General features: G+C 36.5%; 21 protein-coding genes and 1 pseudogene. All 22 read left to right on the top strand.

Annotated elements, in window-relative coordinates; all coding sequences use genetic code 11:
* Nucleotides 1-99: 99 nt before the first annotated feature.
* The gene (gene tsf / locus J2Z26_RS06355) at nucleotides 100-981 is read left to right on the top strand and encodes a translation elongation factor Ts (protein WP_193536608.1); all 882 of its coding nucleotides are present in this window, start codon (nucleotides 100-102) and stop codon (nucleotides 979-981) included.
* Between the two features lie 111 nt (nucleotides 982-1092).
* Nucleotides 1093-1812 carry a UMP kinase gene (gene pyrH / locus J2Z26_RS06350; protein WP_406565556.1) on the top strand — a complete coding sequence of 240 codons (720 nt, stop codon included), beginning with the start codon at nucleotides 1093-1095 and terminating at the stop codon, nucleotides 1810-1812.
* A gap of 1 nt (nucleotide 1813) precedes the next feature.
* Complete coding sequence (gene frr / locus J2Z26_RS06345; RefSeq protein ID WP_193536606.1) at nucleotides 1814-2371, top strand: ribosome recycling factor; 558 nt, start codon at nucleotides 1814-1816, stop codon at nucleotides 2369-2371.
* A 210-nt stretch (nucleotides 2372-2581) separates the two neighbouring features.
* On the top strand, nucleotides 2582-3346 hold the full coding sequence (locus J2Z26_RS06340) for an isoprenyl transferase (RefSeq protein WP_193536604.1): 765 nt from the start codon (nucleotides 2582-2584) through the stop codon (nucleotides 3344-3346).
* A gap of 108 nt (nucleotides 3347-3454) precedes the next feature.
* The gene (locus J2Z26_RS06335) at nucleotides 3455-4255 is read left to right on the top strand and encodes a phosphatidate cytidylyltransferase (protein WP_193536602.1); all 801 of its coding nucleotides are present in this window, start codon (nucleotides 3455-3457) and stop codon (nucleotides 4253-4255) included.
* A gap of 63 nt (nucleotides 4256-4318) precedes the next feature.
* Nucleotides 4319-5470 (top strand): 1-deoxy-D-xylulose-5-phosphate reductoisomerase, encoded by a 1152-nt coding sequence (dxr, locus tag J2Z26_RS06330; RefSeq protein WP_193536600.1) that lies wholly within the window; start codon nucleotides 4319-4321, stop codon nucleotides 5468-5470.
* Between the two features lie 89 nt (nucleotides 5471-5559).
* On the top strand, nucleotides 5560-6819 hold the full coding sequence (rseP, locus tag J2Z26_RS06325) for an RIP metalloprotease RseP (RefSeq protein ID WP_193536598.1): 1260 nt from the start codon (nucleotides 5560-5562) through the stop codon (nucleotides 6817-6819).
* A 47-nt stretch (nucleotides 6820-6866) separates the two neighbouring features.
* On the top strand, nucleotides 6867-8570 hold the full coding sequence (locus J2Z26_RS06320) for a proline--tRNA ligase (protein ID WP_193536596.1): 1704 nt from the start codon (nucleotides 6867-6869) through the stop codon (nucleotides 8568-8570).
* A gap of 77 nt (nucleotides 8571-8647) precedes the next feature.
* Nucleotides 8648-12952 carry a PolC-type DNA polymerase III gene (locus tag J2Z26_RS06315; protein WP_193537350.1) on the top strand — a complete coding sequence of 1435 codons (4305 nt, stop codon included), beginning with the start codon at nucleotides 8648-8650 and terminating at the stop codon, nucleotides 12950-12952.
* Nucleotides 12953-13219: 267 nt separating this feature from the next.
* Nucleotides 13220-13693: a ribosome maturation factor RimP gene (gene rimP, locus J2Z26_RS06310; protein WP_193536594.1), complete on the top strand. Its 474-nt coding sequence runs from the start codon at nucleotides 13220-13222 to the stop codon at nucleotides 13691-13693.
* A 43-nt stretch (nucleotides 13694-13736) separates the two neighbouring features.
* On the top strand, nucleotides 13737-14867 hold the full coding sequence (gene nusA, locus J2Z26_RS06305) for a transcription termination factor NusA (RefSeq protein ID WP_193536592.1): 1131 nt from the start codon (nucleotides 13737-13739) through the stop codon (nucleotides 14865-14867).
* A 13-nt stretch (nucleotides 14868-14880) separates the two neighbouring features.
* A pseudogene (gene rnpM / locus J2Z26_RS06300) lies at nucleotides 14881-15167 on the top strand (RNase P modulator RnpM).
* Nucleotides 15160-15462: a YlxQ family RNA-binding protein gene (locus tag J2Z26_RS06295; protein WP_193536590.1), complete on the top strand. Its 303-nt coding sequence runs from the start codon at nucleotides 15160-15162 to the stop codon at nucleotides 15460-15462. The pseudogene rnpM and the gene J2Z26_RS06295 overlap by 8 nt, the downstream one beginning before the upstream one ends.
* A gap of 19 nt (nucleotides 15463-15481) precedes the next feature.
* A complete protein-coding gene (gene infB, locus J2Z26_RS06290; protein ID WP_193536588.1) occupies nucleotides 15482-17680 on the top strand; it encodes a translation initiation factor IF-2 in 2199 nt (732 codons plus the stop codon).
* Between the two features lie 3 nt (nucleotides 17681-17683).
* The gene (locus J2Z26_RS06285; protein ID WP_193536586.1) at nucleotides 17684-17962 is read left to right on the top strand and encodes a DUF503 domain-containing protein; all 279 of its coding nucleotides are present in this window, start codon (nucleotides 17684-17686) and stop codon (nucleotides 17960-17962) included.
* 14 nt (nucleotides 17963-17976) lie between these two features.
* Entirely contained in the window at nucleotides 17977-18330 is a 354-nt protein-coding gene (rbfA, locus tag J2Z26_RS06280) for a 30S ribosome-binding factor RbfA (RefSeq protein WP_193536584.1), read from the top strand.
* Between the two features lie 65 nt (nucleotides 18331-18395).
* Nucleotides 18396-19337, top strand: coding sequence for a tRNA pseudouridine(55) synthase TruB (gene truB, locus J2Z26_RS06275; RefSeq protein ID WP_193536582.1), 942 nt, complete (start codon nucleotides 18396-18398; stop codon nucleotides 19335-19337).
* Nucleotides 19338-19352: 15 nt separating this feature from the next.
* The gene (ribF, locus tag J2Z26_RS06270; protein WP_193536580.1) at nucleotides 19353-20318 is read left to right on the top strand and encodes a bifunctional riboflavin kinase/FAD synthetase; all 966 of its coding nucleotides are present in this window, start codon (nucleotides 19353-19355) and stop codon (nucleotides 20316-20318) included.
* A 104-nt stretch (nucleotides 20319-20422) separates the two neighbouring features.
* A complete protein-coding gene (gene rpsO, locus J2Z26_RS06265; RefSeq protein WP_193472815.1) occupies nucleotides 20423-20692 on the top strand; it encodes a 30S ribosomal protein S15 in 270 nt (89 codons plus the stop codon).
* 231 nt (nucleotides 20693-20923) lie between these two features.
* Nucleotides 20924-23035 (top strand): polyribonucleotide nucleotidyltransferase, encoded by a 2112-nt coding sequence (gene pnp / locus J2Z26_RS06260; protein WP_193472816.1) that lies wholly within the window; start codon nucleotides 20924-20926, stop codon nucleotides 23033-23035.
* Nucleotides 23036-23197: 162 nt separating this feature from the next.
* Complete coding sequence (locus tag J2Z26_RS06255; protein ID WP_406565555.1) at nucleotides 23198-24127, top strand: polysaccharide deacetylase family protein; 930 nt, start codon at nucleotides 23198-23200, stop codon at nucleotides 24125-24127.
* A gap of 43 nt (nucleotides 24128-24170) precedes the next feature.
* Nucleotides 24171-25406, top strand: coding sequence for a M16 family metallopeptidase (locus J2Z26_RS06250; protein WP_193536578.1), 1236 nt, complete (start codon nucleotides 24171-24173; stop codon nucleotides 25404-25406).
* Nucleotides 25407-25422 lie beyond the last annotated feature (16 nt).

Genomic DNA, 25422 nt, shown 5'->3' with positions numbered 1-25422 from the left:
AGTAAAATTTTTAACAACCGAAATTTAGAGCAAACTAAAGACGTTAATTGAAATGTGTCAACATTACATACTTATGAGAAAACAAGGAGGAATTTACTCATGGCTGTTACTGCTCAAATGGTAAAAGAATTACGTGAAAAAACTGGTGCTGGTATGATGGATTGCAAAAAAGCATTAACTGAAACAAATGGTGATATGGAAAAAGCAATCGATTATCTTCGTGAAAAAGGTATTGCAAAAGCTGCAAAAAAATCAGATCGTATTGCTGCTGAAGGAACTACACATATTGAGGTTCAAGGTAACAAAGCGGTAATCTTAGAAGTTAACTCTGAAACAGATTTCGTTGCAAAAAATGAAGGTTTTAAAGTATTAACATCAAATTTATCTGCTCACCTACTTGCTAACAACCCGGCAACAGTTGAAGAAGCTTTAGAGCAAAAAATGGAAAACGGTGAAACTGTTCAAGAGCATATTAACAGTGCTATTGCAAAAATTGGTGAAAAACTTTCACTACGTCGTTATACTGTTGTTACAAAAACAGATGCTGATGCATTCGGTGCTTACCTTCACATGGGTGGCCGTATTGGTGTTCTTTCTTTGCTTGAAGGTACAACTGATGAGAATGTGGCAAAAGATGTGGCAATGCATGTTGCTGCTGCAAACCCGAAATATATTTCTCGTGACGAAGTTTCTCAAGAGGAAACAGAGCGTGAGCGTGAAGTATTAACACAACAAGCATTAAACGAAGGAAAACCTGAGAATATCGTTGCTAAAATGGTTGAAGGCCGTTTAAGCAAATTCTTTGAAGATATTTGTTTATTAGATCAAAGCTTCGTTAAAAATCCAGACTTAAAAGTACGTCAATTTGTTGAATCTAAAGGCGCTACTGTAAAAAGCTTTGTTCGTTATGAAGTAGGAGAAGGTATCGAGAAGCGTGTAGATAATTTCGCTGAAGAAGTAATGAGCCAAGTTAAGAAGTAAGATAGTATGGGGAACACTCTTGTGTTCCCTGTTTTTACAGTACCTACAAAAATTAAGTATATAAAATAAGGATTATACTTTACCTAGGTTTACTTAAAAATGGAGGTAATTATGAGCGCTAAATATCAACGGGTCGTTTTAAAACTTAGTGGAGAAGCTTTAGCTGGAAAAGAAGGCTTTGGTATTAATCCAACTGTTATTAACTCTGTTGCAAAGCAGGTAAAAGAAATAGCTGAAATGGGTGTTGAGGTAGCAGTCGTAGTAGGCGGTGGAAACATTTGGCGCGGTAAAATCGGTAGTGAGATGGGAATGGACCGTGCAACAGCAGATTACATGGGGATGTTAGCTACTGTAATGAATTCATTAGCTCTTCAAGATAGTTTAGAGAGTATTGGTATTCAAACGCGAGTGCAAACTTCTATTGAAATGCGACAGGTTGCAGAACCTTACATAAGAAGAAAAGCAATTCGTCATTTAGAAAAGAAGCGAGTAGTCATATTTGCTGCTGGAACTGGCAACCCGTATTTTTCAACAGATACGACAGCTGCCTTGAGAGCTGCAGAGATAGAGGCAGATGTAATTCTAATGGCTAAAAATAATGTAGATGGAGTTTATACTGCAGATCCATCAAAAGATGCCAATGCAAAAAAATATGAAACACTTTCATATCTGGATGTTCTAAAAGAGGGACTAGAGGTTATGGATTCAACAGCCTCTTCTCTATGTATGGATAATGATATACCATTAATAGTTTTCTCTGTTCTAGAAGAAGGAAACATTAAACGTGCAGTACTAGGTGAAAATATTGGAACAATTGTGAGGGGGAAATAAGATGCCAAAAAGTACACTTAATCAGGTGAAAGATAAAATGGAAAAGGCAATTCAAGCTTATTCACGTGAGCTTGCTACTGTAAGAGCTGGTAGAGCTAATCCTGCACTTCTTGACAAAGTTACAGTTGATTATTATGGTGCCCCAACACCTATTAATCAACTGGGGTCAATAAATGTTCCTGAAGCTCGTATGCTAGTTATTCAACCCTACGATAAAACAGTTTTAGGGAATATTGAAAAAGCAATTATCAAAGCAGACTTAGGGTTAAATCCATCTAATGATGGCTCAATTATCCGTATTGCAATTCCTGCTTTAACTGAAGAGCGTCGTCGTGAATTAGTTAAGGTAGTTAAAAAGTACTCAGAAGAAGCTAAAATTGCAGTCCGTAACATTCGTCGTGATGGCAATGACGATTTAAAAAAGCTTGAAAAAAATGGTGATATTACAGAAGATGAATTACGCGGTTTCACGGATGATGTTCAAAAACTAACAGATGATTATATTGCTAAAGTAGACTCAGTCACAAAAGAAAAAGAAAAAGAAATCATGGAAGTATAATTGATTTCAAGGTACAATATATGAAAAGACCCTCTAACGTAAACAGGGGGTTTTTTTGTTAATGATACTTACATAATTAGACCATCAATAGTAATATGTTAGTATAAGTAGGTATGTAAATAAATATAAACATTACTAGTGCTTGTTTATTTCCATTTTGAACAACCTCTACTAGTTATAGATCTTTAAGGGTGATGGGGGACTAGTTATATGTTAGGGAAACTTAAAAACTGGAAGAAGAGTGCTAAAGTATTTTCCAAAGAAGATATTATGAAAGGGCAAATGCCAAGTCACATTGCTATTATTATGGATGGCAACGGACGCTGGGCTAAGAAACGTGCCCTACCACGTTCAGCAGGTCACCATGAAGGAATGAAGGTGGTTAGAAGAGTCACAAAATTGGCTAATGAACTTGGAGTCAAGGTTCTTACTGTCTATGCTTTTTCCACTGAGAATTGGAAACGACCTAAATTAGAAGTGGATTATTTAATGAAACTACCCGAAGAATTTTTAGGCACGTTTTTACCAGAATTGATTGAAGAAAATGTACAGGTTCGAATCATGGGAGATAAAACTGCTTTGCCAAAGCATACACTGAGTGCTGTTGAAAAAGCAGTTGAAGAAACAAAGGAAAACACAGGATTAGTTTTAAATTTCGCATTAAATTATGGTAGCCGTTCTGAAATTATGAGTGCTGTTAAACAAGTTTTAATGGACTCGAAGGAAGGTACATTTAATCTTGATGATTTAGATGAAAATCTATTTTCTACCTACTTAATGTCTAATAAACTGGTTGATCCTGATTTATTAATTAGAACTAGTGGTGAAATCCGGTTAAGTAACTTTATGCTCTGGCAATTAGCCTATACAGAGTTTTGGTTTACAGATGTTCTGTGGCCGGATTTTAAAGAACAACATCTACTCGAAGCAATCAATGAGTTTCAACAACGAGGTCGTCGTTACGGTGGAGTATAAAATTTGCCATATTGGGCAAAGTCGTATATAGGGTAACTCTGTTTATACCTGAGTTACCATTTCTGCCTTACATAGTTGTTTAGGGCAAAAAAAGGTGATGATAAAAGAATGAAACAAAGAATAATTACAGGAGTTATAGGGGCAGCAATTCTCTTACCAATCGTTATCTATGGTGGTCTACCATTTACCGTTGCCGCTTATATTCTTGCTTCAATTGCTTTATATGAGTTATTAAGAATGAAACATATCCCAATTACTTCTTTTCCCGGCATACTATCTTTAGTGTTATTATGGATATTTCTTTTGCCAAACGGGTACCAAGAAATAATTACCGAGCTAACTAGTTCAAAAGTAGAGGTAGCGTTACTAGCGGTTTTGTTTTTTCTATCTTATACCGTTTTGAAGAAAAACAAATTCACATTTGATGACGTAGGTTTTGTTTTATTAGCTGTGATTTATATTGGGATCGGATTTTTCTATTTTATTGAAACCAGAGGAACTACTTTAGAAGGACTAAAATACATTTTTTATGCATTAATTGTTATTTGGTCAACAGATTCTGGTGCATATTTTATTGGACGTGCAATTGGGAAGCATAAACTTTGGCCTGAAATAAGTCCTAATAAGACTGTGGAAGGGTCCATTGGTGGTATTGTTTGTGCCCTTTTAATTGTGTTCATTTATCAGTTTTTCGTACCATTAAATGAATCTTTACTAACACTAGTTGTATTCACCATTGTTTTATCCATTTTTGGACAACTTGGAGATTTAGTAGAATCAGCTTTAAAGAGACATTTCCTTGTGAAAGACTCAGGAAATATACTGCCGGGGCATGGTGGTATACTAGATCGCTTTGATAGTCTGTTATTCGTTTTACCGGTGCTACACTTTTTACAGCTTATGTTTTAAATGATTAAAGAGGTCAATAGCAGCAATAAAAGTCTCTTTGGTATTTGATTAGGAGTGAGATTTTTGAAGAAAATTAGTTTGTTAGGCGCGACAGGCTCTATCGGTCAACAAACTCTTGATGTCATCAAGGCCCACCCAGGGGACTTAGAATTAGTAGCAATGTCTTTTGGGGATAACATAGAGTTTGGTCGTAAAATCATTATGGATTTTAGCCCCAAAATTGTTTCCGTTAGAAATAAGGAAGCTTGTGATACCTTAAAAACAGAATTCACTAATGGAATTACTTTTGTTTATGGAGAAGAAGGTTTAGTGGAAGTTGCTACATATCATGAAGCAACTATACTTGTAAATGCAGTAGTTGGAAGTGTTGGACTTATTCCTACATTGAAAGCCATTGAAGCCAAAAAAACAATTGCAATAGCTAATAAAGAAACCTTGGTGACCGCTGGACATATTGTTATGGATGCAGCAAAAAAACATGGGGTTTCAATTTTACCTGTTGATAGTGAGCATTCAGCAATCTTTCAATGTTTGCAAGGAGAGAATGACAAAAATATTGAAAAGATTATCTTAACTGGATCTGGTGGAAGCTTTAGGGATAAACGAAGACATGAGCTTGTAAGTGTGACTGTTGAACAAGCACTTAATCACCCAAACTGGTCAATGGGTGCTAAGATAACCATTGATTCGGCCACTATGATGAACAAAGGATTAGAAGTAATTGAGGCTCATTGGCTTTTTGAACTACCATATGATCAAATAGATGTTGTTTTACATAAGGAAAGTATTATTCACTCAATGGTTGAATTTCATGATAAAAGTGTTATAGCACAACTTGGAACACCAGACATGAGGGTACCTATACAATACGCACTAAGCTACCCTGATAGACTAATGTTACCATCAACAAAGTCCTTAAATCTTTGGGAAGTTGGAACATTACATTTTAGTAAAATAGATTTTGACCGCTATCGTTGTTTAGGTTTAGCCTATCATGCTGGAAAAATTGGTGGTACAATGCCAACAGTATTAAATGCAGCAAATGAGGTTGCTGTAGCAGCTTTTCTCAACGGCTCTATTTCTTTTCTAACAATTGAAGCGATACTCGAAAAATCGCTAGAAAAACATCAGTCAATTTCTAATCCTTCATTGGATGTAATTAAAGAAGTTGATTTAGAAGCACGTGCTTATGTAAGAGAACAACTCCTTCAATAAAAATAGGGACATGTATAAGGTAGGACAGAATATACTTTAATTTATAGAATGAAAAATGTACCCTAAACTTTCAAAAGGTGGTTAGACATGTGAATACAGTTATTGCCTTTATTATCATATTTGGTGCGCTCGTTTTCTTTCATGAACTTGGACATTTAATGCTAGCGAAACGAGCAGGAATACTTTGCCGGGAATTTGCGATTGGCTTTGGACCTAAAGTTTTTTCATTTAAGAAAAACGAAACAGTCTATACGATTCGCCTATTGCCTATAGGTGGGTTTGTTCGTATGGCAGGTGAAGATCCTGAAGTGATTGAAGTTAAGCCTGGTTATAATATTGGTATTCATTTGGATAATCAAGGCAAAGTTAATAAAATTATTTTGAATAATAAGGATAAGCATCCAAATGCAAAGATTATTGAAGTCGAGCAGGCAGATTTAGAGCATGATATGTTTATTACTGGTTATGAAGAAGGTAATGATGAACAATTGCAACGATTTGAAGTGAGTGAAAGGGCCTTTTTTGTCGTAGATGAACAGGAGACCCAAATTGCTCCTTTTTCTAGACAATTTGCTTCAAAAACACTGACACAAAGAACATTGGCTATCGCAGCTGGTCCTGCAATGAACTTTGTTTTGGCATTCTTTATCTTTTTAACGATTGGTATTTTACAAGGAACCTTTATTAATGAGCCCATCTTGGGAGAATTAACAAAGGATGGATCAGCGTTAGAGGCTGGATTAAAGCAAGGTGACATTGTTACCTCGATTGAAGGAACTTCTGTAGATTCATGGAATGATGTAGTTGAAATAATCCAGAAAAATCCTGATCATGAGATAAACTTTTCTATCGTTCGTGATGGGCAAACGATGCAAATACCTGTTACACCTGATATAAGAGAAATTGAAGGAAAATCAATAGGGATAATTGGTGTATATAAGCCAATGGAAAAATCTTTTGTTGCAGCTATTAAGAACGGGTTTGTCGAAACGTACTTATGGACCAAAGAAATACTTGTTGGTTTAGGAAAGTTAGTTACAGGTCAGTTCTCGATTGATATGCTTTCAGGACCAGTTGGAATATATGATATGACAGATGAAGTAGCACAATCTGGTATTTATTACCTTATGAGATGGGCAGCCATTTTAAGTATTAATCTAGGAATAGTAAATCTATTACCAATACCTGCACTTGATGGCGGGAGATTATTATTCTTTGCGGTTGAAGCTGTAAGAGGAAAACCGATCGATCGTCATAAGGAAGGTATGGTTCATTTTATCGGCTTCGCCTTATTGATGTTACTGATGTTGGTTGTTACATGGAATGATATTCAAAGATTTTTCTTATAAGATTTAGATGATTATTGTAGAGTGAAAAATAAATGAGGTGCTAGTTAATGAAACAAAGTATGACGCTTATTCCTACACTTAGGGAAGTTCCAGCAGATGCAGAAATTAAAAGTCATCAATTATTACTAAGGGCTGGTTTTATACGCCAAAATGCAAGTGGAATATACAGCTACATGCCACTGGCAAGAAAAGTTTTACAAAAAGTTGAGGCAATCGTTCGTGAGGAGATGGAACGTGCTGGAGCAGTTGAATTACTAATGCCAGCTTTGACACCAGCTGAGTTGTGGCAGGAATCCAAGCGCTGGTATTCATATGGTCCTGAATTAATGCGTATGAAGGATCGACACGAGCGTGACTTTGTTATTGGACCTACCCACGAAGAAGTGATTACAAGTTTAGTAAGAGATGAGGTTAAGTCATATAAGAGACTACCTTTAAATTTATATCAAATTCAGACGAAATTTAGAGACGAGAAAAGACCTCGTTTTGGTTTGTTACGTGGAAGAGAGTTTATTATGAAAGATGCTTACTCTTTTCATGCTAGTCAGGAGAGTTTAGACGAAGCTTATCAAAAAATGTTTACCGCGTATTCAAATATCTTTACAAGATGCGGGTTAAATTTCCGCGCAGTAATTGCTGACTCAGGAGCAATGGGTGGTAAAGATACACACGAATTTATGGTTCTATCAGATGTAGGTGAGGACACAATCGCCTATTCTGACTCATCCAGCTTTGCAGCTAACATTGAAATGGCTCCAGTAGTTGTTGAATATCAGAGGAGTGATGAACCTCACCAAGAACTTGAGAAAGTGAAAACAGAAGCCCAGAAAACAATCGAAGAGGTTTCATCTTTCTTAAATGTTAATCAATCAAATTGTATTAAATCTCTATTATTTAAGGTTGACGAGAGCTTTGTATTAGTTCTTGTACGTGGTGATCACGAGGTAAATGATATTAAAGTTAAGAATCTGTTGGAAGCAACGTCTGTTGAGCTTGCTTCTCCTGAAGAAACACGTACCATCATGAACTGTTCAATTGGTTCTTTAGGACCTATTAATATTAATTCAGAAGTTCAGGTGATCGCAGATCATGCCGTTAAAGCAGTTGTTAACGGTGTTTGTGGTGCAAATGAAGAGAATTACCATTATGTTGGGGTCAATTCTGACCGAGATTTTTCAGTTAACCAGTATGCAGATCTTCGTTTTATCCAAGAGGGAGATCCATCTCCAGACGGGGAAGGAACGATTCTGTTTGCTCGTGGCATTGAGGTTGGACATGTCTTTAAATTAGGCACACGTTATAGTGAAGCGATGGATGCCACGTATCTAGATGAAAATGGAAGAACCCAGCACATGATTATGGGATGCTACGGTATCGGTGTTTCCCGAACAATGGCTGCTGTTGCAGAACAATTTAATGACGAAAATGGTTTAATGTGGCCAATTGCTCTTGCTCCATATGAAGTGCATGTAATTCCTATTAATAATAAAAATGATGCACAACGCGAACTTGCGGAGGTATTATATTCTAACCTTCAAGACAAGGGCTTCGAGGTATTATATGATGACCGTGCAGAACGTCCAGGTGTAAAATTTGCCGATTCTGATTTAATTGGTATTCCAGTTCGAATTACAGTTGGAAAACGTGCAGAAGAAGGTATCGTTGAAGTAAAGGTTCGTTTAAATGGGGAAACATTGGAAGTTCATACTGAAAATCTCATCGAAACTTTACGTACTTTTATAGTAAAATAAGAAAATAGATAAAAAAAGGTACCTCTTTTGGGGTACCTTCAATTTTGGTGGGATGAGGTGATTGACAATTGGATCGGATTGAGTCAGAGCAGATAGATAAATTTAAGCTCCTACTACAGCAAATTGGGTTAACAGATGATGAACCTGTTAAGTATTTTAATAAAGCAGAAATTGCAAAGTTAGTAATTCAAAAAGAGAAAAAATCATGGCACTTTCATTTTGTTGTAGAAAACATCATACCAATTGATGTTTATCAATTATTTTACATGAGACTACAAAAGTCCTTTGCTCATATTGCTAAAATTTCATTTTCAATAAGGGTAAGAAATCAACAATTTACAGAGGAACTGGTTCAATCATATTGGACAATCTGTCTACAAGAGATGGATGGAATTGCCCCTCCACTTTTAGCATTATTAAATGAACAAGTCCCAGTCCTACAAGGGTTAAAGCTTATTGTAAAAACTAAAAATGAGACTGAAGCTATAGCTATTAAGCGTAAATATACAAAATTAATTGCTGATTCTTATCAAGATTTAGGTTTTCCAAGCTTTCAACTTGAGACAGAGGTAAAGGCTGATCAGCAAGAATATGAGAAGTTTCTGATACAAAAGCAACAAGAAGATCAGGCAAAAGCACTACTTGCTGTCACTGAGATGAATAAAAAGGAAAAAGATAAAGACAATCCAGCAGAGCATTCAGGACCTCTAACAATTGGTTATACGATTAAAGATGACGAAGAATTGAGAAACATAGAATCTATTCATGATGAAGAACGTCGTATAGCAGTACAAGGGTATATCTTTGATGCAGAAACAAGAGAATTACGAAGTGGCCGTTCTTTACTAACGTTTAAAGTTACTGACTATACAAGTTCTATACTTGTTAAAATGTTTTCACGAGATAAAGAAGACGTGACTTTACTACAATCTGTAAAAAAAGGTATGTGGGTTAAGGTTAGAGGTAGTATTCAAAATGATACCTTTGTTCGGGACCTTGTAATGATAGCAAATGACATTAATGAAATTAAACCAAAAGGTCGTGAAGATTCAGCTAAACCAGATGAAAAAAGAGTCGAGTTACATCTGCACACTCCAATGAGTCAAATGGATGCAGTCACCTCAGTGAGCAAATATATTGAACAAGCGAGTAAATGGGGCCATAAAGCACTTGCTGTAACAGACCACGGTGTCGTTCAATCTTTCCCTGAAGCCTATTCAGCAGGGAAAAAACATGGGGTTAAAATTCTTTATGGATTAGAAGCAAATGTCGTTGATGATGGTGTACCGATTGCTTATAATCCACAGCATCGATTATTACAGGAAGATACGTTTATTGTTTTTGACGTAGAAACAACAGGATTGTCAGCTGTTTATGATAAGATTATTGAACTTGCTGCCGTAAAAATTAAAGGCGGAGAAATAATTGACCGCTTTGAAGCATTCGCAAATCCACACCATCCACTTTCTGCAACTACAATAAACTTAACTGGTATCACTGATGATATGGTAAGGGATGCCCCTGATGTATCTGAAGTCTTAAAAAAATTCCATGCTTGGTGTGGCGACGATATTTTTGTTGCTCATAATGCAAGCTTCGATATGGGATTCCTAAATGTAGGTTATAAAAAGATTGGTTTCGAGAAGGTAATGAATCCAGTTATTGATACGCTAGAACTTGCACGATTTCTATTACCTGATCTAAAGAACCACCGATTAAACACATTGTGTAAGAAATTTGATATTGAACTCACTCAACATCACCGGGCGATTTATGATGCAGAGGCAACGGGATATTTATTAGTTAAAATGTTAAAGGATGCCTTAGAGCAAGGGATTGAGTATCATGATCAGTTAAATGACAACATGGGGAAAGGTAAGGCATACCAAAGGTCCAGACCTTTTCATGTCACATTGCTGGCAAAAAATGATACAGGGTTGAAAAATCTTTTCAAGCTAGTATCTATTTCACATATTGACTATTTTTATAGAGTTGCTAGAATTCCAAGGTCTGTACTACAGAGGTATCGTGAGGGCATTATAGTTGGTTCCGCTTGTGACAAGGGAGAAATATTCGAAGGAATGATGCAGAAATCTCCTGAAGAGGTGGAAGAGATTGCATCTTTTTATGACTATATCGAAGTTCAGCCACCTGATAATTACAAACATCTAATTGAGTTAGAGCTAGTGCACAATACTAAGTCACTGAAAGAAATTATTGCTAACATTGTTAAATTAGGTGAAAAACTGGACAAGCCGGTTGTAGCGACAGGGAATGTCCATTATTTGAATCCAGTGGATCACACCTATCGTAAGATATTAATCGGTTCACAAGGTGGTGCCAACCCTTTAAACCGTCACTCTTTACCACATGTTCATTTTAGAACAACAGATGAGATGATGGAGTGCTTCTCGTTTTTGGATCGTGAAAAGGCACATGAAATTGTTGTAACAAACACGCAAAAAATTGCTGATGGAATTGATGAAATTAAACCAATTAAAGATGACCTTTACACTCCTAAAATTGAAGGTGCCGATGATGAAATTAGGCAAATGAGTTATGACCGTGCGAGGTCAATCTATGGGGATGAATTACCAGAGATTGTAGAGAAAAGAATTGAAAAAGAACTGAAAAGTATTATTGGTCATGGGTTTGCAGTTATTTATCTGATTTCTCATAAACTAGTTAAAAAATCTCTAGACGACGGGTATCTTGTAGGTTCACGTGGTTCTGTCGGGTCATCGCTAGTGGCAACTTTAACTGAAATTACCGAAGTTAATCCTTTACCACCACATTATGTATGCCCGACGTGTAAGGATTCTGAGTTCTTTAATGATGGCTCTGTCGGCTCTGGTTTTGACTTACCAGACAAAGACTGCCCTAAATGTGGTGGCAAATATAATAAAGATGGGCATGATATTCCATTCGAAACCTTCCTTGGATTTAAAGGAGATAAGGTGCCTGATATCGATCTTAACTTTTCAGGTGAATATCAACCACGTGCACACAATTATACAAAGGTGTTATTCGGTGAAGAATATGTATTTAGAGCGGGAACAATTGGAACCGTTGCTGAGAAAACAGCTTATGGATATGTGAAGGGATATGCGAATGACAACAACCTAATCTTAAGAGGTGCTGAAATTGACCGACTTGTATCGGGATGTACTGGTGTTAAAAGAACGTCTGGTCAGCATCCAGGTGGGATTATAGTTGTTCCTGATTATATGGATATATATGATTTCTCACCGATTCAGTTTCCGGCGGATGATTCAACATCAGAATGGAAAACAACTCACTTTGACTTCCATTCCATCCATGATAACCTATTAAAACTTGATATTTTAGGACACGATGATCCTACAGTTATCAGGATGCTACAGGATTTAAGCGGGATTGATCCTAAAACGATACCTACAGATGATCCAGAAGTAATGAAGATTTTCAGCGGAACGGAATCATTAGGTGTTACGGAAGAACAAATTATGTGTAAGACCGGAACACTAGGAATACCTGAATTTGGTACAAGGTTTGTTAGGCAAATGCTTGAAGATACGAAGCCTACGACCTTCTCTGAATTAGTTCAAATTTCAGGATTATCACATGGTACAGACGTATGGCTTGGCAATGCACAGGAGTTAATTCATAACCAAACATGTACTCTAAGTGAAGTTATTGGATGTCGTGATGATATCATGGTTTATTTAATCTATAAGGGATTAGAACCATCGTTAGCTTTTAAAATTATGGAATCTGTTCGTAAAGGTAAAGGACTTTCTGATGAGTTTATTGATGAAATGAAAAAGAACAATGTTCCAAGTTGGTACATTGATTCATGTTTAAAAATTAAGTATATGTTCCCTAAGGCCCATGCTGCTGCCTATGTTCTAATGGCGGTAAGGATTGCTTACTTCAAAGTGCATCATCCGTTACTTTACTATGCAGCGTATTTTACAGTTCGTGCAGATGATTTTGAGATAGATGTGATGAATCGTGGCTCTAGTTCGATTAAAGCCAGAATTGATGAAATAAATGTGAAGGGACTAGATGCATCTCCGAAAGAGAAAAATTTATTAACAGTATTAGAATTAGCTTTAGAGATGTGTGAAAGAGGATATTCCTTCCAGAAGGTGGATTTGTACCGTTCAAGTGCATCAGAGTTTATAATTGATGGTAAATCATTAATTCCACCATTTAATTCGATAGCTGGCTTAGGGACGAATGCTGCAATTAACATTGTTAAAGCGAGGGCAGAAGGAGAGTTCTTGTCAAAAGAGGATCTCCAAAAGCGCGGAAAGGTTTCAAAGACAATCTTAGAATACTTAGACAGTCAAGGTTGCTTGCAATCTCTTCCAGAGCAAAATCAATTGTCGCTTTTCTAGTACAAAATATTGTTTAATTTGCAATAGAATAACGGTTATGTTATAGTTTTTATGGAAATACTATTAATAGTTTAGGTAAAAGGAGTGGGGAAACCCACTCTTTCTTGTTGATGTGAGGGTGTTTTTAGTGCTATTACATAATTTCGAGTCATCATCAGTCGCATTTTAGCTATATAGTGTTACACTTGTTCCCTGCTATCATAGCAGGGTCTTTTCACACCAAAATAATTTTAGGAAAGTTCCTTGTTAAAACTAAGGAGGAATAACATGAGTCAAAAGGTAACACAAACCGTAGAAGATTTAGTGATACCTATTTTAGAAGAATTAGGTCTTGAACTAGTTGATGTTGAGTATGTCAAAGAGGGTAAGAATTGGTTTCTACGTGTTTTTATCGATTCTCCCAAGGGAATTGATATTGAGGAATGTGGAGTAGTGAGTGAACGATTAAGTGAAAAGCTTGATGAAATTGATCCTATTCCATACAACTACTTCCTTGAAGTGTCCTCGCCCGGAGCAGAACGTCCATTGAAAAAAGAAAAGGATTTCCATAATTCATTAGGTAAACAAGTCTATATCAAAACGTATGAGCCATTAGATGGTGAAAAGGTTTTTGAAGGTGAATTAACTTCCTTTGATGGAAATACTGTAACAATTACAGTTACGATTAAAACGAGAAAGAAAGCCATTGAAATACCATACGAAAAGATTGCAAGTGCAAGACTAGCTGTAACTTTCAACTAATTATTTAGCCATTAAAGTAGTAATAAAGGGGGATGTAATACGAATGAGTAGTGAACTTTTAGATGCCTTAACATTACTCGAGAAAGAAAAGGGCATAAGTAGTGATGTATTAATCGAGGCAATTGAAGCTGCTTTGATATCTGCTTATAAGCGTAATTTTAATCAGGCACAAAACGTGAGAGTAGATTTAAATCTTGAAAATGGCTCCATGAGAGTATTTGCAAGAAAAGATGTTGTTGATGAAGTGTATGATTCACGTCTTGAAATTTCTATTGATGAAGCCAGATTGATTAACCCGAATTATCAAGTCAACGATGTACTTGAAATTGAAGTTACGCCAAAGGACTTCGGGCGTATTGCCGCTCAAACAGCAAAGCAAGTAGTTACACAGCGTGTTAGAGAAGCAGAGCGAGGCGTAATTTATTCGGAGTTTATGGATCGCGAAGATGATATTATGACTGGTATTGTTCAGCGTCTTGATTCAAAATTCATTTATGTAAGCTTAGGTAAAATTGAAGCCCTTTTACCTGCAAATGAACAAATGCCAAATGAGAAATATAAGCCTCATGACCGCATTAAGGTTTATATAACAAAAGTTGAAAAAACAACAAAAGGACCTCAAATCTTCGTTTCTAGAACTCACCCTGGTCTTTTGAAAAGATTATTTGAAATAGAAGTTCCTGAAATCTATGACGGTACTGTAGAGATTAGATCAGTTGCAAGAGAAGCGGGAGACAGATCGAAAATTTCCGTCCATTCTGACAATGAAGAGGTTGATCCAGTAGGTTCATGTGTAGGACCAAAAGGTCAACGTGTCCAGGCCATAGTTAATGAACTTAAAGGTGAGAAGGTTGATATAGTAAGATGGTCAGACGATCCAGTTGTTTTTGTGGCGAATGCATTAAGTCCGTCTAAAGTTCTAGATGTAATGGTTAATGAAGCTGAGAAAGCAACAACAGTTGTTGTTCCAGATTATCAACTTTCGTTAGCTATTGGAAAACGTGGTCAAAATGCACGTTTAGCTGCAAAGCTTACGGGCTGGAAGATAGATATTAAGAGCCAATCAGAAGCAGAAGAATCCGGTATTTTTCCAAGAGAGGGTATTTCTCTCTTTGAAGAGGAAAACGATGACACTGATGATACATTCGATTTACATTTAAAAGAAATCGAGTGAGAGGTGATATAAAATGGTAACTCGTAAAAAAGTTCCGTTACGAAAATGTGTGGCTAGTGGTGAAATGAAAACAAAAAAGAGTTAGTAAGAATTGTACGTTCCAAAGAGGGAGAGGTCTCTATTGACCCAACAGGCAAGAAGGCCGGAAGGGGAGCTTACATCAGCTTAGATAAAGACCTTATTTCACTAGCTAAAAAGAAAAACATTCTTGCAAACCAATTAAAAGTCTCAATTCCTGATGAGTTATACGATGAATTAATTCAATTGGTTGATAAGGAGAATATTGCAGGAAATGAGTAATAAAGAATGGATGTCATTGTTAGGTCTTTCCAGTCGAGCAAGAAGAATCGTTTCAGGTGAAGAACTAGTTATTAAAGAAATTCGTAATTCACGTGCAAAGCTAGTTTTATTATCGGAGGATGCATCAGCAAATACTACAAAAAAAATTAGTGACAAATGTACCTACTATCAAATACCACTTCGCTCTGTAAATGACCGTTACATGCTAGGTCAAGCGATCGGAAAAGATGCTAGAGTAGTTGTTGCTGTTACCGACAGTGGGTTTGCCAATAAATTGATGTCTTTGCTCGATTAATTTATTTGGGGGTGAACATATGAGTAAAATGAGAGTTTATGAATATGCAAAAAAACAAAACATCTCAAGCAAAGAAATAATTTCTAAGTTAAAAGAAATGGACATCGAGGTTAATAATCATATGGCGACAATAGAAGATGATGTAGTGATAAAGTTAGATGAAACTTATAATAAGAAACCGGAAGCCGGGAAAATTGATGAAGACAAGGCTAAGGGAAATACAAAACAAAAGCCTGTAGCAAAATCATTTGATGATGAAGATGATGTTGCGCCTGTAAAAAAAGTGGAGCCAATCAAAAAGGCAGCACCAAAGCAAACAGATAGTAAAAAGGGTGCTCAACAAAGCCAACAGGTAGAGAAAAAAGTATTTAACAAGAATAAAAATAAGAACAATAACAACAATAAAAACAAGTATAATCAACACCAAAATCAACAGGTTGCTCCAAAGAAGCCTGAGAAGAAATTACCAGAAAAAATTACATTCGTTGGCTCTCTAACAGTAGGCGAGTTGGCAAAAGAATTAGGGAAAGAACCTTCTGAAATCATTAAGAAGCTCCTTATGCTTGGTGTTATGGCTACGATTAACCAAGACTTAGATAAAGATACAATTGAGTTAATCGCAGGTGAATATGGCGTTCAAGTAGAAGAAGAAATTGTGTATGAAAAAACAGAGTTTGAAGGATATATTAATGAAGAAAAACCTGAAGACCTTGTAGAGCGTCCGGCTGTTGTTACTATAATGGGTCACGTTGACCATGGTAAAACAACGTTACTAGACTCGATCCGTAACACAAAAGTAACAGAAGGTGAAGCTGGAGGAATTACTCAGCATATTGGTGCATACCAAATTGTGCAAAGTGGAAAGAAAATTACGTTTCTTGATACACCAGGGCACGCAGCCTTCACAACAATGCGTGCTAGGGGTGCTCAAGTAACCGATATTACAATCCTAGTTGTAGCTGCAGATGATGGTGTAATGCCACAAACAGTTGAGGCAATTAATCACGCGAAAGCTGCAGAGGTACCAATTATCGTTGCTGTTAATAAAATGGATAAACCATCTGCAAATCCTGACCGTGTAATGCAAGAATTAACAGACCACGGCTTAGTTCCAGAGGCTTGGGGTGGAGAGACGATTTTTGTACCACTATCAGCATTAACAGGAGAAGGTATTGACTCACTTATTGAGATGATTCTTTTAGTAACTGAGGTTGAAGAGTTAGTAGCTAATCCAAATGCTAATGCTACAGGTACAGTTATTGAAGCTCAGCTTGATAAAGGTAGAGGGTCAGTTGCTACACTTCTAGTTCAAAACGGAACATTACGCGTAGGTGATCCTATTGTTGTTGGTAACACATTTGGACGCGTACGTGCAATGGTAAATGACCTTGGACGCAGAGTTAAAGAAGCGGGTCCGTCTACACCTGTTGAAATAACAGGATTAAATGATGTACCACAAGCAGGAGACCAGTTCCTTGTATTTGATGATGAGAAAACAGCTCGTTCTGTAGGGGAAGCTAGACTTCAAAAACAGCTTGTTGAACAACGTGGTTCAGGAAACCGTGTAAGCCTTGAGGATTTATTTGAGCAAATCAAACAAGGTGAAATGAAAGAAATTAACCTAATTGTTAAAGCTGACGTTCAAGGGTCTACAGAGGCATTAGCAGCATCTTTACAAAAGATTGATGTTGAAGGCGTAAAGGTTAAAATCATTCATACAGGTGTAGGGGCAATTACTGAATCAGATATTATACTAGCATCTGCTTCTAATGCGATTGTAATTGGATTTAACGTTCGTCCTGATGCTGGTGCAAAGAGAACTGCAGATGTTGAAAACGTTGATATTCGTTTACACCGTATTATTTATAAAGCAATTGAAGAAATAGAAGCTGCAATGAAAGGTATGTTAGACCCAGAATTCCAAGAAAAAGTGATTGGTCAAGCAGAAGTTCGTAATACTTTTAAGGTTTCAAAAGTTGGAACCATTGCTGGTTGTTACGTAACTGAAGGTAAAATCACTCGTGATAGTGGTGTGCGCATCATTCGTGATGGAGTCGTTATTTTTGAAGGTGAAATTGATACATTAAAACGCTTTAAAGATGACGTGAAGGAAGTTGCACGTAACTATGAATGTGGAATTACAATTACGAAATTCAATGATATCAAAGAGGGCGATATCATTGAGGCGTTTGTTATGGAAGAAATTGAGCGTGCGTAATGGATGATAGGGTATGTAGAGTGTGAATGCATAATCTACGATGCTCATTCCTTAAAGGAAAAACGAGCTGTTTTGCAGAGGATTATTACTCGGCTTAGACAGAAATATAATATTACAGTGTCGGAAGTTGATTTTCAGGATACCTGGCAACGAACAAAGCTTGCCATGGCAGTTGTTTCGTCAAGTCGAAAAACAACTGAAATAGAATTGAACCATGCCATAGGCCTGATTGATTCTTTCCCAGAAATCGAACGAACGATTACAGAATTTGAGTGGCTTTAATCGAGGTGATGATAATGAGTTTACGACCTACTCGTGTGGGAGAACAAATGAAAAAAGAATTAGGTGAGATCATTGGACGTAAAATCCAAGACCCAAGGATTGGATTTGTGACTGTTACAGATGTTGAGGTAACTGGAGATTTGCAGCAGGCCAAAGTGTTTATTTCGGTTCTTGGAGATGATGAGCAGAAGGAAAATACGTTAAAAGGTCTTGCAAAAGCTAAAGGATTTATCCGTTCTGAAATTGGTCAGCGTATACGTTTAAGAAAAACACCTGAAATTTCATTTGAATTCGACGAATCCATCAATTACGGAAATCGAATTGATACATTACTTCATGAAATTAATAAACAATCGAATCAAGATTGATTGATAAGAGGATAGGCTTTAGAGTCTATCCTTTTTATTGCTATATAAGGAGTTGTTACATAGACATGGATGGTATACTTTTATTAAATAAGCCTAAAGGGATGACATCCCATGATTGTGTTTTTAAAGTAAGGAAGTTATTGAAAATTAAAAAAGTGGGACATACTGGTACCCTAGATCCGGATGTTACTGGAGTGTTGCCAATCTGTATAGGCAGAGCAACAAAGGTTGTTGAATATATTACTGGTGCGGATAAGATATATGAGGGAGAAGTCACAATTGGGTATTCAACCACAACTGAAGATGCCTCAGGTGAAGTAGTAGAACGAAAAACAGTGAATGAAACCTTTACTAAGGAACAAATTGAAGAAACTCTCCGCTCGCTAACGGGAAAGATTACGCAAACACCACCAATGTACTCAGCAGTTAAAGTCAATGGTAAGAGGCTTTATGAGTATGCAAGACAAGGAATTGAGGTTGAAAGACCCTCAAGACAGATTACTATCTCAGAACTAGTGTTATTAGATAACCGCCAGCTTTTTGAAAGTAATGATGGGACAATCTCTTTTCGTTTTCGTGTCACAGGCAGCAAGGGAACTTATGTTAGAACTCTTGCGGTAACTATAGGAGAAAAATTAGGTTATCCTGCGCATATGTCAGACCTAGTTCGAACTGCATCAGGGCAATTCCATCTAGAAAACTGTTTATCATTTGCAGAAATTGAAGATTTAATTCAAATAGGGGACATTAATCAGGCCTTGTATCCTATTGAAGCCGCACTTTCTCATTTGCCGAATCTAACAATTAATGATAAAGTAGCAGGGAAAGTACAAAATGGGGCAGTACTTGCCATTCCGGAAAAGTTTTCTTCATTAGATAGTGGAGAACCATTTACACTATTGAATGAGGCTGGGGATACGATTGCAATTTATGAAAAACATCCTAGCAAACCCAATGTAATGAAGCCGGTAAAGGTATTAGTAAATGCTCAAGAACTAAAAGCATAGCTAGGTGAAAAATACGTGAAAATTATTTATATATCTCATCCACACCAATTAAGTAAGAAAGAACTCCCAAACACAGTTTTAGCATTAGGATATTTTGATGGAGTCCATAAAGGTCATCAATCTGTTATAAATGAAGCTATAAATATAGCATCTCATCATCAATTTTCTAGTGCGGTTATGACTTTTGACCCTCATCCATCTGTTGTTCTTGCTAACGGAAGGAAAAAGGTGGACCTACTAACTACCATTGAAGAGAAAGCAGCTATTATCGAGGAGTTAGGAATTGATATTCTATATATTGTTACCTTTAATGAAGAGTTTGCCAATTTATTACCACAAGAATTCGTAGATGATTACATTATTGGGCTGAATGTAAAGCATGTTGTAGCAGGCTTTGATTTTAGCTATGGTAGATTAGGGAAAGGGACAATGGAGACACTGCCTTTTCACTCTCGTGGTGAATTCGAACAAACAACTATAGAAAAACAAACTCACGGTGAAACGAAAATTAGTTCAACCTTAATTAGACAACTTATTAATAATGGTCAAATTGCTGAGGTATATAATTTGTTAGGTAGATATTTTACCCACACAGGAAAAGTTGTTCATGGTGATAAAAGAGGTAGAACAATAGGTTTTCCCACAGCAAACCTAGATGTAAAAGAAGGATATATTACACCACCAGTAGGAGTCTATGCTGTAAGAGTGTGTGTAAGTTCAATCTGGTACTTTGGAGTATGTAATATTGGCTTTAAGCCAACCTTCCATAAGGATAAAAAGGTACCTACAATTGAGGTGCACATTTTTGATTTTGATGAGTCTATTTATGATCAAGAAATTACAATTGAATGGCACACACGAATTAGATCAGAGAAAAAGTTTGCCAATGTTGCAGAATTAGTAAAGCAAATTAATGAAGATAGAGATGAAACGAAGCTCTATTTTGAGAAAATGTCACACGAGACTTGCTTTTTAAGGTAAAAAGTTGTATTCTAATAAACGTACTATAGAACCGTTGCTTGGCAAGTCGAATCACCAACGCTTGCTCGGTAATAGGGGATTACAATATTAGGAGGTGAAATAGGATGGCTATCACACAAGAGCGCAAGAATGAACTAATCAGTGAATACAGAACACATGATACTGATACTGGATCTCCAGAAGTTCAAATTGCTGTCCTAACTGAGGAAATTAATAACTTAAACGGACACTTACGTACTCACAAGAAGGACCATCATTCACGTCGTGGTCTATTGAAGATGGTTGGTAAACGTCGTAATTTACTAAACTACCTTCGTAACAAAGACGTAACTCGTTACCGTGAACTAATTACTAAACTTGGTTTACGTAGATAATGTAAAGAAAGCGGGAGAATTCCCGCTTTTTTATTAGCATATTTTTACGGTGCATATTCTAGTTTTAAATTGTTATGTTGAATAACTTTTGTCCATACTATACATAAAATATAGTTTCAACTATAGTTGTTAATAATGAAAAGAGAACAATGATCAAACAATCATCGTTTTTTTATAGATAAAATACTTATAATATTCTTAAAAATGTACATATAGAGAGGGGCACAAAATATGGATCAAGGAAAACAAGTATTTTCCACTGAGTGGGCTGGTCGTGAGCTTACTGTTGAAATAGGCCAACTAGCAAAGCAAGCAAGTGGTTCAGTATTAGTACGTTATGGTGAAACTGTCGTATTAAGTACTTCAACCGCTTCAAAAGAACCAAAAAATTTAGATTTCTTCCCGTTAACTGTTAACTATGAGGAACGCTTGTATGCAGTGGGTAAAATCCCTGGTGGTTTTATTAAGCGTGAAGGACGACCTAGTGAAAAAGCAATTTTAGCTAGTAGACTGATTGATCGACCAATACGTCCTTTATTTGCGGATGGATTCCGTAATGAGGTTCAGGTAATCAGTATTGTCATGAGTGTGGACCAAAACTGCTCGTCTGAAATGGCAGCTATGTTTGGATCTTCTTTATCACTATGTGTATCGGATATTCCATTTGAAGGACCCATTGCTGGAGTGATTGTAGGCAGAATTGACAATGAGTTTGTTATTAATCCATCTGTTGAACAATTAGAAAAAAGTGATATTCATTTAGTAGTAGCAGGAACTAAGGATGCTATTAACATGGTTGAAGCTAGAGCAGATGAGGTTCCTGAAGAGGTAATGCTTGAGGCAATCATGTTCGGACATGAAGAAATAAAAAAATTAATTGCTTTCCAAGAAAAAATTATGGAAGCGGTCGGTGTAGAAAAAAGAGAAATTCAATTATATGAAGTAGACAAGAACTTGGAGCAATCAGTACGTGAACTTGCAGAAAAAGATATAAACAGCGCAGTTCAGGTTCATGAGAAGCATGCTAGAGAAGATGCGATTAGTGAAGTGAAAGCAGCTGTCATTGCAAAATATGAAGAACAAGAAGCAGATGATCAAACGCTTAAACAAGTAAAAGAAATTTTAGGTAAACTTGTTAAAGAAGAAGTTCGTCGACTAATAACGGTTGAGAAAATTAGACCAGATGGTAGAAAGCCGGATGAAATTCGCCCATTATCTTCAGAGATTGGTTTATTGCCACGTACACATGGGTCAGGCTTATTTACAAGAGGTCAAACACAGGCTTTAAGTATTTGTACCCTAGGTGCGTTAGGTGATGTTCAGATTTTGGACGGGCTTGGAATTGAAGAGTCCAAGCGTTTTATGCATCATTATAACTTCCCGTTATTCAGTGTAGGTGAAACTGGACCTATGAGAGGACCAGGTCGTAGAGAAATCGGTCACGGTGCACTTGGTGAACGTGCTCTTGAGCCAGTTATTCCATCTGAAAAGGATTTCCCGTATACTATACGTTTAGTTTCAGAAGTATTAGAGTCAAATGGTTCTACTTCTCAAGCAAGTATTTGTGCAAGTACGTTAGCAATGATGGATGCTGGGGTTCCTATTAAGGCACCAGTTGCTGGTATTGCAATGGGACTTATTAAAAAGGATGAACATTATACAGTTCTAACGGATATTCAAGGAATGGAAGACCACCTCGGCGATATGGACTTTAAAGTGGCCGGTACTTCAAATGGTGTAACTGCCATTCAAATGGATATCAAAATAGAAGGATTGTCTAAACAAATTCTAGAAGAAGCACTACTACAAGCTAAAACTGGTCGTATGGAAATTTTAGAATCTATGTTACGTACAATCAATGAACCAAAACAAGAATTGTCTAAATACGCTCCAAAAATCTTAACAATGAAAATTAACCCTGATAAAATTCGTGATGTTATTGGACCTAGCGGTAAACAAATCAATAAGATTATTGATGAAACAGGTGTTAAAATTGACATTGAACAAGATGGTACAGTTTTCATTTCTTCAGTAGATCAAGCGATGAATGAAAAAGCGAAGAAAATTATTGAGGATATTGTACGTGAAGTGGAAGTTGGACAAATGTATCTTGGAAAAGTTAAACGAATTGAGAAATTTGGTGCATTCGTAGAGTTATTTAGTGGAAAAGATGGATTAGTTCATATCTCTGAGCTTGCTGAAGAAAGAGTAGGCAAAGTGGAGGATGTAGTCTCAATCGGAGATGAAATTCTTGTTAAGGTTATGGAGATTGACAAACAAGGACGTGTCAACCTATCTCGCAAGGTTGTTTTGCGTGAACAAAAAGAAAAACAAGAGTCGTAATTGGGACCTGGTAACCCCAGGTCTTTTTTCCTGTTAATTTAAAGTGAAAATCATTGCTTACATAATTTTGAGTGATTTAGTAAGTATGTAATAAAATTCTTCCTTTCAACGAAAACTAAAGTATTCCTATACCGTGAAATACTTTAAAGGAGGAAGAGTTCGATGAGAAAGCAACGCATAACAATTACAGTACTTATGGTTATGTTTTTAATTCTCTCTGGAGAAGTTAAACAACCAATTTTAGTTGAAGCGGCCGATATCAAGCAAGATTCCTTATATAAGGAAATAGTTGATAATGCATCACAATATGAGATACCGGCAATTGATGCAAAGATTGACCCAGTTTGGAAAGCAACTCCCGGCTATAATGGTCTCAAAGTTGATATTGAAGCTTCGTATAAAAAAATGAAAAAAGATGGTGTATTTGATGAGGCGAAGTTAGTCTTAAAGCAAATAGAACCAAAAGTTAAATTAAAAGACTTACCAGCTGAACCTATTTATCGAGGGAACCCAAAAAAGAAGATGGTTTCATTTATTATTAATGTTGCTTGGGGAAATGAGTATATACCAAGCATGCTTGAGACTCTAAAAAAGCACAATGTAAAAGCATCTTTTTTCCTTGAAGGTAGATGGGTTAAGGAAAATCCTGAAATTGCTAAAATGATTAGTGATGCTGGTCATGAAGTAGGTAATCACTCCTATACCCATCCTGATTTAAAAACGCTTCCATCAGAACAAGTTCGTGAACAATTAACGAAAACAAATAAAGTTATTGAAGCAACGATTGGAAAGCAACCTACCTTATTCGGACCACCAAGTGGGAGCTTTCGACCCGAGGTCGTTAAAATCGCATCTGAGTCAAATATGAGGACAATCCTCTGGAGTGTTGATACAATAGATTGGCAAAGGCCGCAGCCAAGTGTAATTATAAATCGAGTGACAGGGAAAATTCATCCTGGAGCACTCGTGCTAATGCATCCAACTGAATCTACTGCATCAGCTCTAGAGACATTGATTCTAGCACTTAAAAAGAAGGAATACTCTATTAGTAATGTATCCACTTTGCTGAGTGAAGAGAGATTAAGCGAATAACATTTGAATTAAAAATAGAAGGTCTATGTCAGGAGGCAATACATTGATAAAAAAGTACACATGCAATAATGGCGTTCGTATTGTATTAGAAAATATCCCTACCGTTCGTTCAGTCGCAATCGGTGTTTGGATTGGAACTGGATCAAGAAATGAAACGAGCCAAAATAATGGAATTTCACATTTTCTAGAGCATATGTTCTTCAAAGGAACCAGCACACGTTCTGCTAGGGAGATTGCTGAGTCCTTTGATAGTATTGGTGGACAAGTAAATGCTTTCACATCAAAGGAATATACATGCTATTATGCAAAGGTTCTTGATGAACATTCTAGCTATGCCTTAGAAGTGCTTGCTGATATGTTTTTCAACTCAACATTTGACGAAGAAGAGCTTAAAAAGGAAAAGAATGTAGTTTATGAAGAAATTAAAATGTATGAAGATACACCTGATGATATTGTGCATGACTTATTAAGCAAGGCGACTTATGAGCAGCATCCACTAGGATATCCAATTCTGGGAACAGACTCTACACTTGAAACTTTTAATGGTGATTCTTTAAGGCAATATATGAAAGAAACATACATTCCGGAGAATGTCGTTGTTTCAGTTGCTGGTAATATTGATGAAGGTTTTATAAAGGAAATTGAAAACTACTTTGGTACGTTTACTTCTAATCATAAGAAACAAGTGTTTGAAAAGCCAAGTTTTCATTCGAATCGTGTTGCAAGGAAAAAGGATACAGAACAAGCCCACTTATGTATTGGCTTTGATGGGCTTCAAGTTGGAGACAAAGACATCTATAATTTAATTGTGTTAAATAATATCTTAGGCGGTAGTATGAGCAGCCGTTTATTCCAAGAAGTTCGTGAGCAACGTGGATTAGCTTATTCGGTTTTCTCCTATCATTCCTCTTACCAAGACAGCGGAATGCTTACGGTCTATGGAGGTACTGGAAGCAATCAATTAGATTTATTGTTTGAAACAATCCAGTCGACACTAGATAAACTAAAAAAAGATGGTATCACGACGAAAGAGCTTAAAAACAGCAAGGAGCAAATGAAGGGTAATCTAATGCTTAGTCTAGAGAGCACTAATAGTAGGATGAGTCGTAATGGAAAGAATGAATTGTTACTAAAACAACATAGAACCCTTGATGAAATCATTGAAAAGCTAAACTTAGTTAATGAAGATAGCGTGAATGAACTATCTAATCGCATCTTTACAGATAATTATTCTGCTGCCTTAGTTGGTCCAAATGATCAATTACCAAAAGGAATGTAAATCTCTCCATTTACTT

The sequence above is a fragment of the Cytobacillus luteolus genome, from assembly GCF_017873715.1.
Classification (GTDB): Bacteria; Bacillota; Bacilli; order Bacillales; family Bacillaceae_L; genus Bacillus_BV; species Bacillus_BV luteola.
The sequence above is the reverse complement of the archived record's forward strand: the minus strand, read 5'-3'. Positions and strand labels throughout refer to the sequence as shown.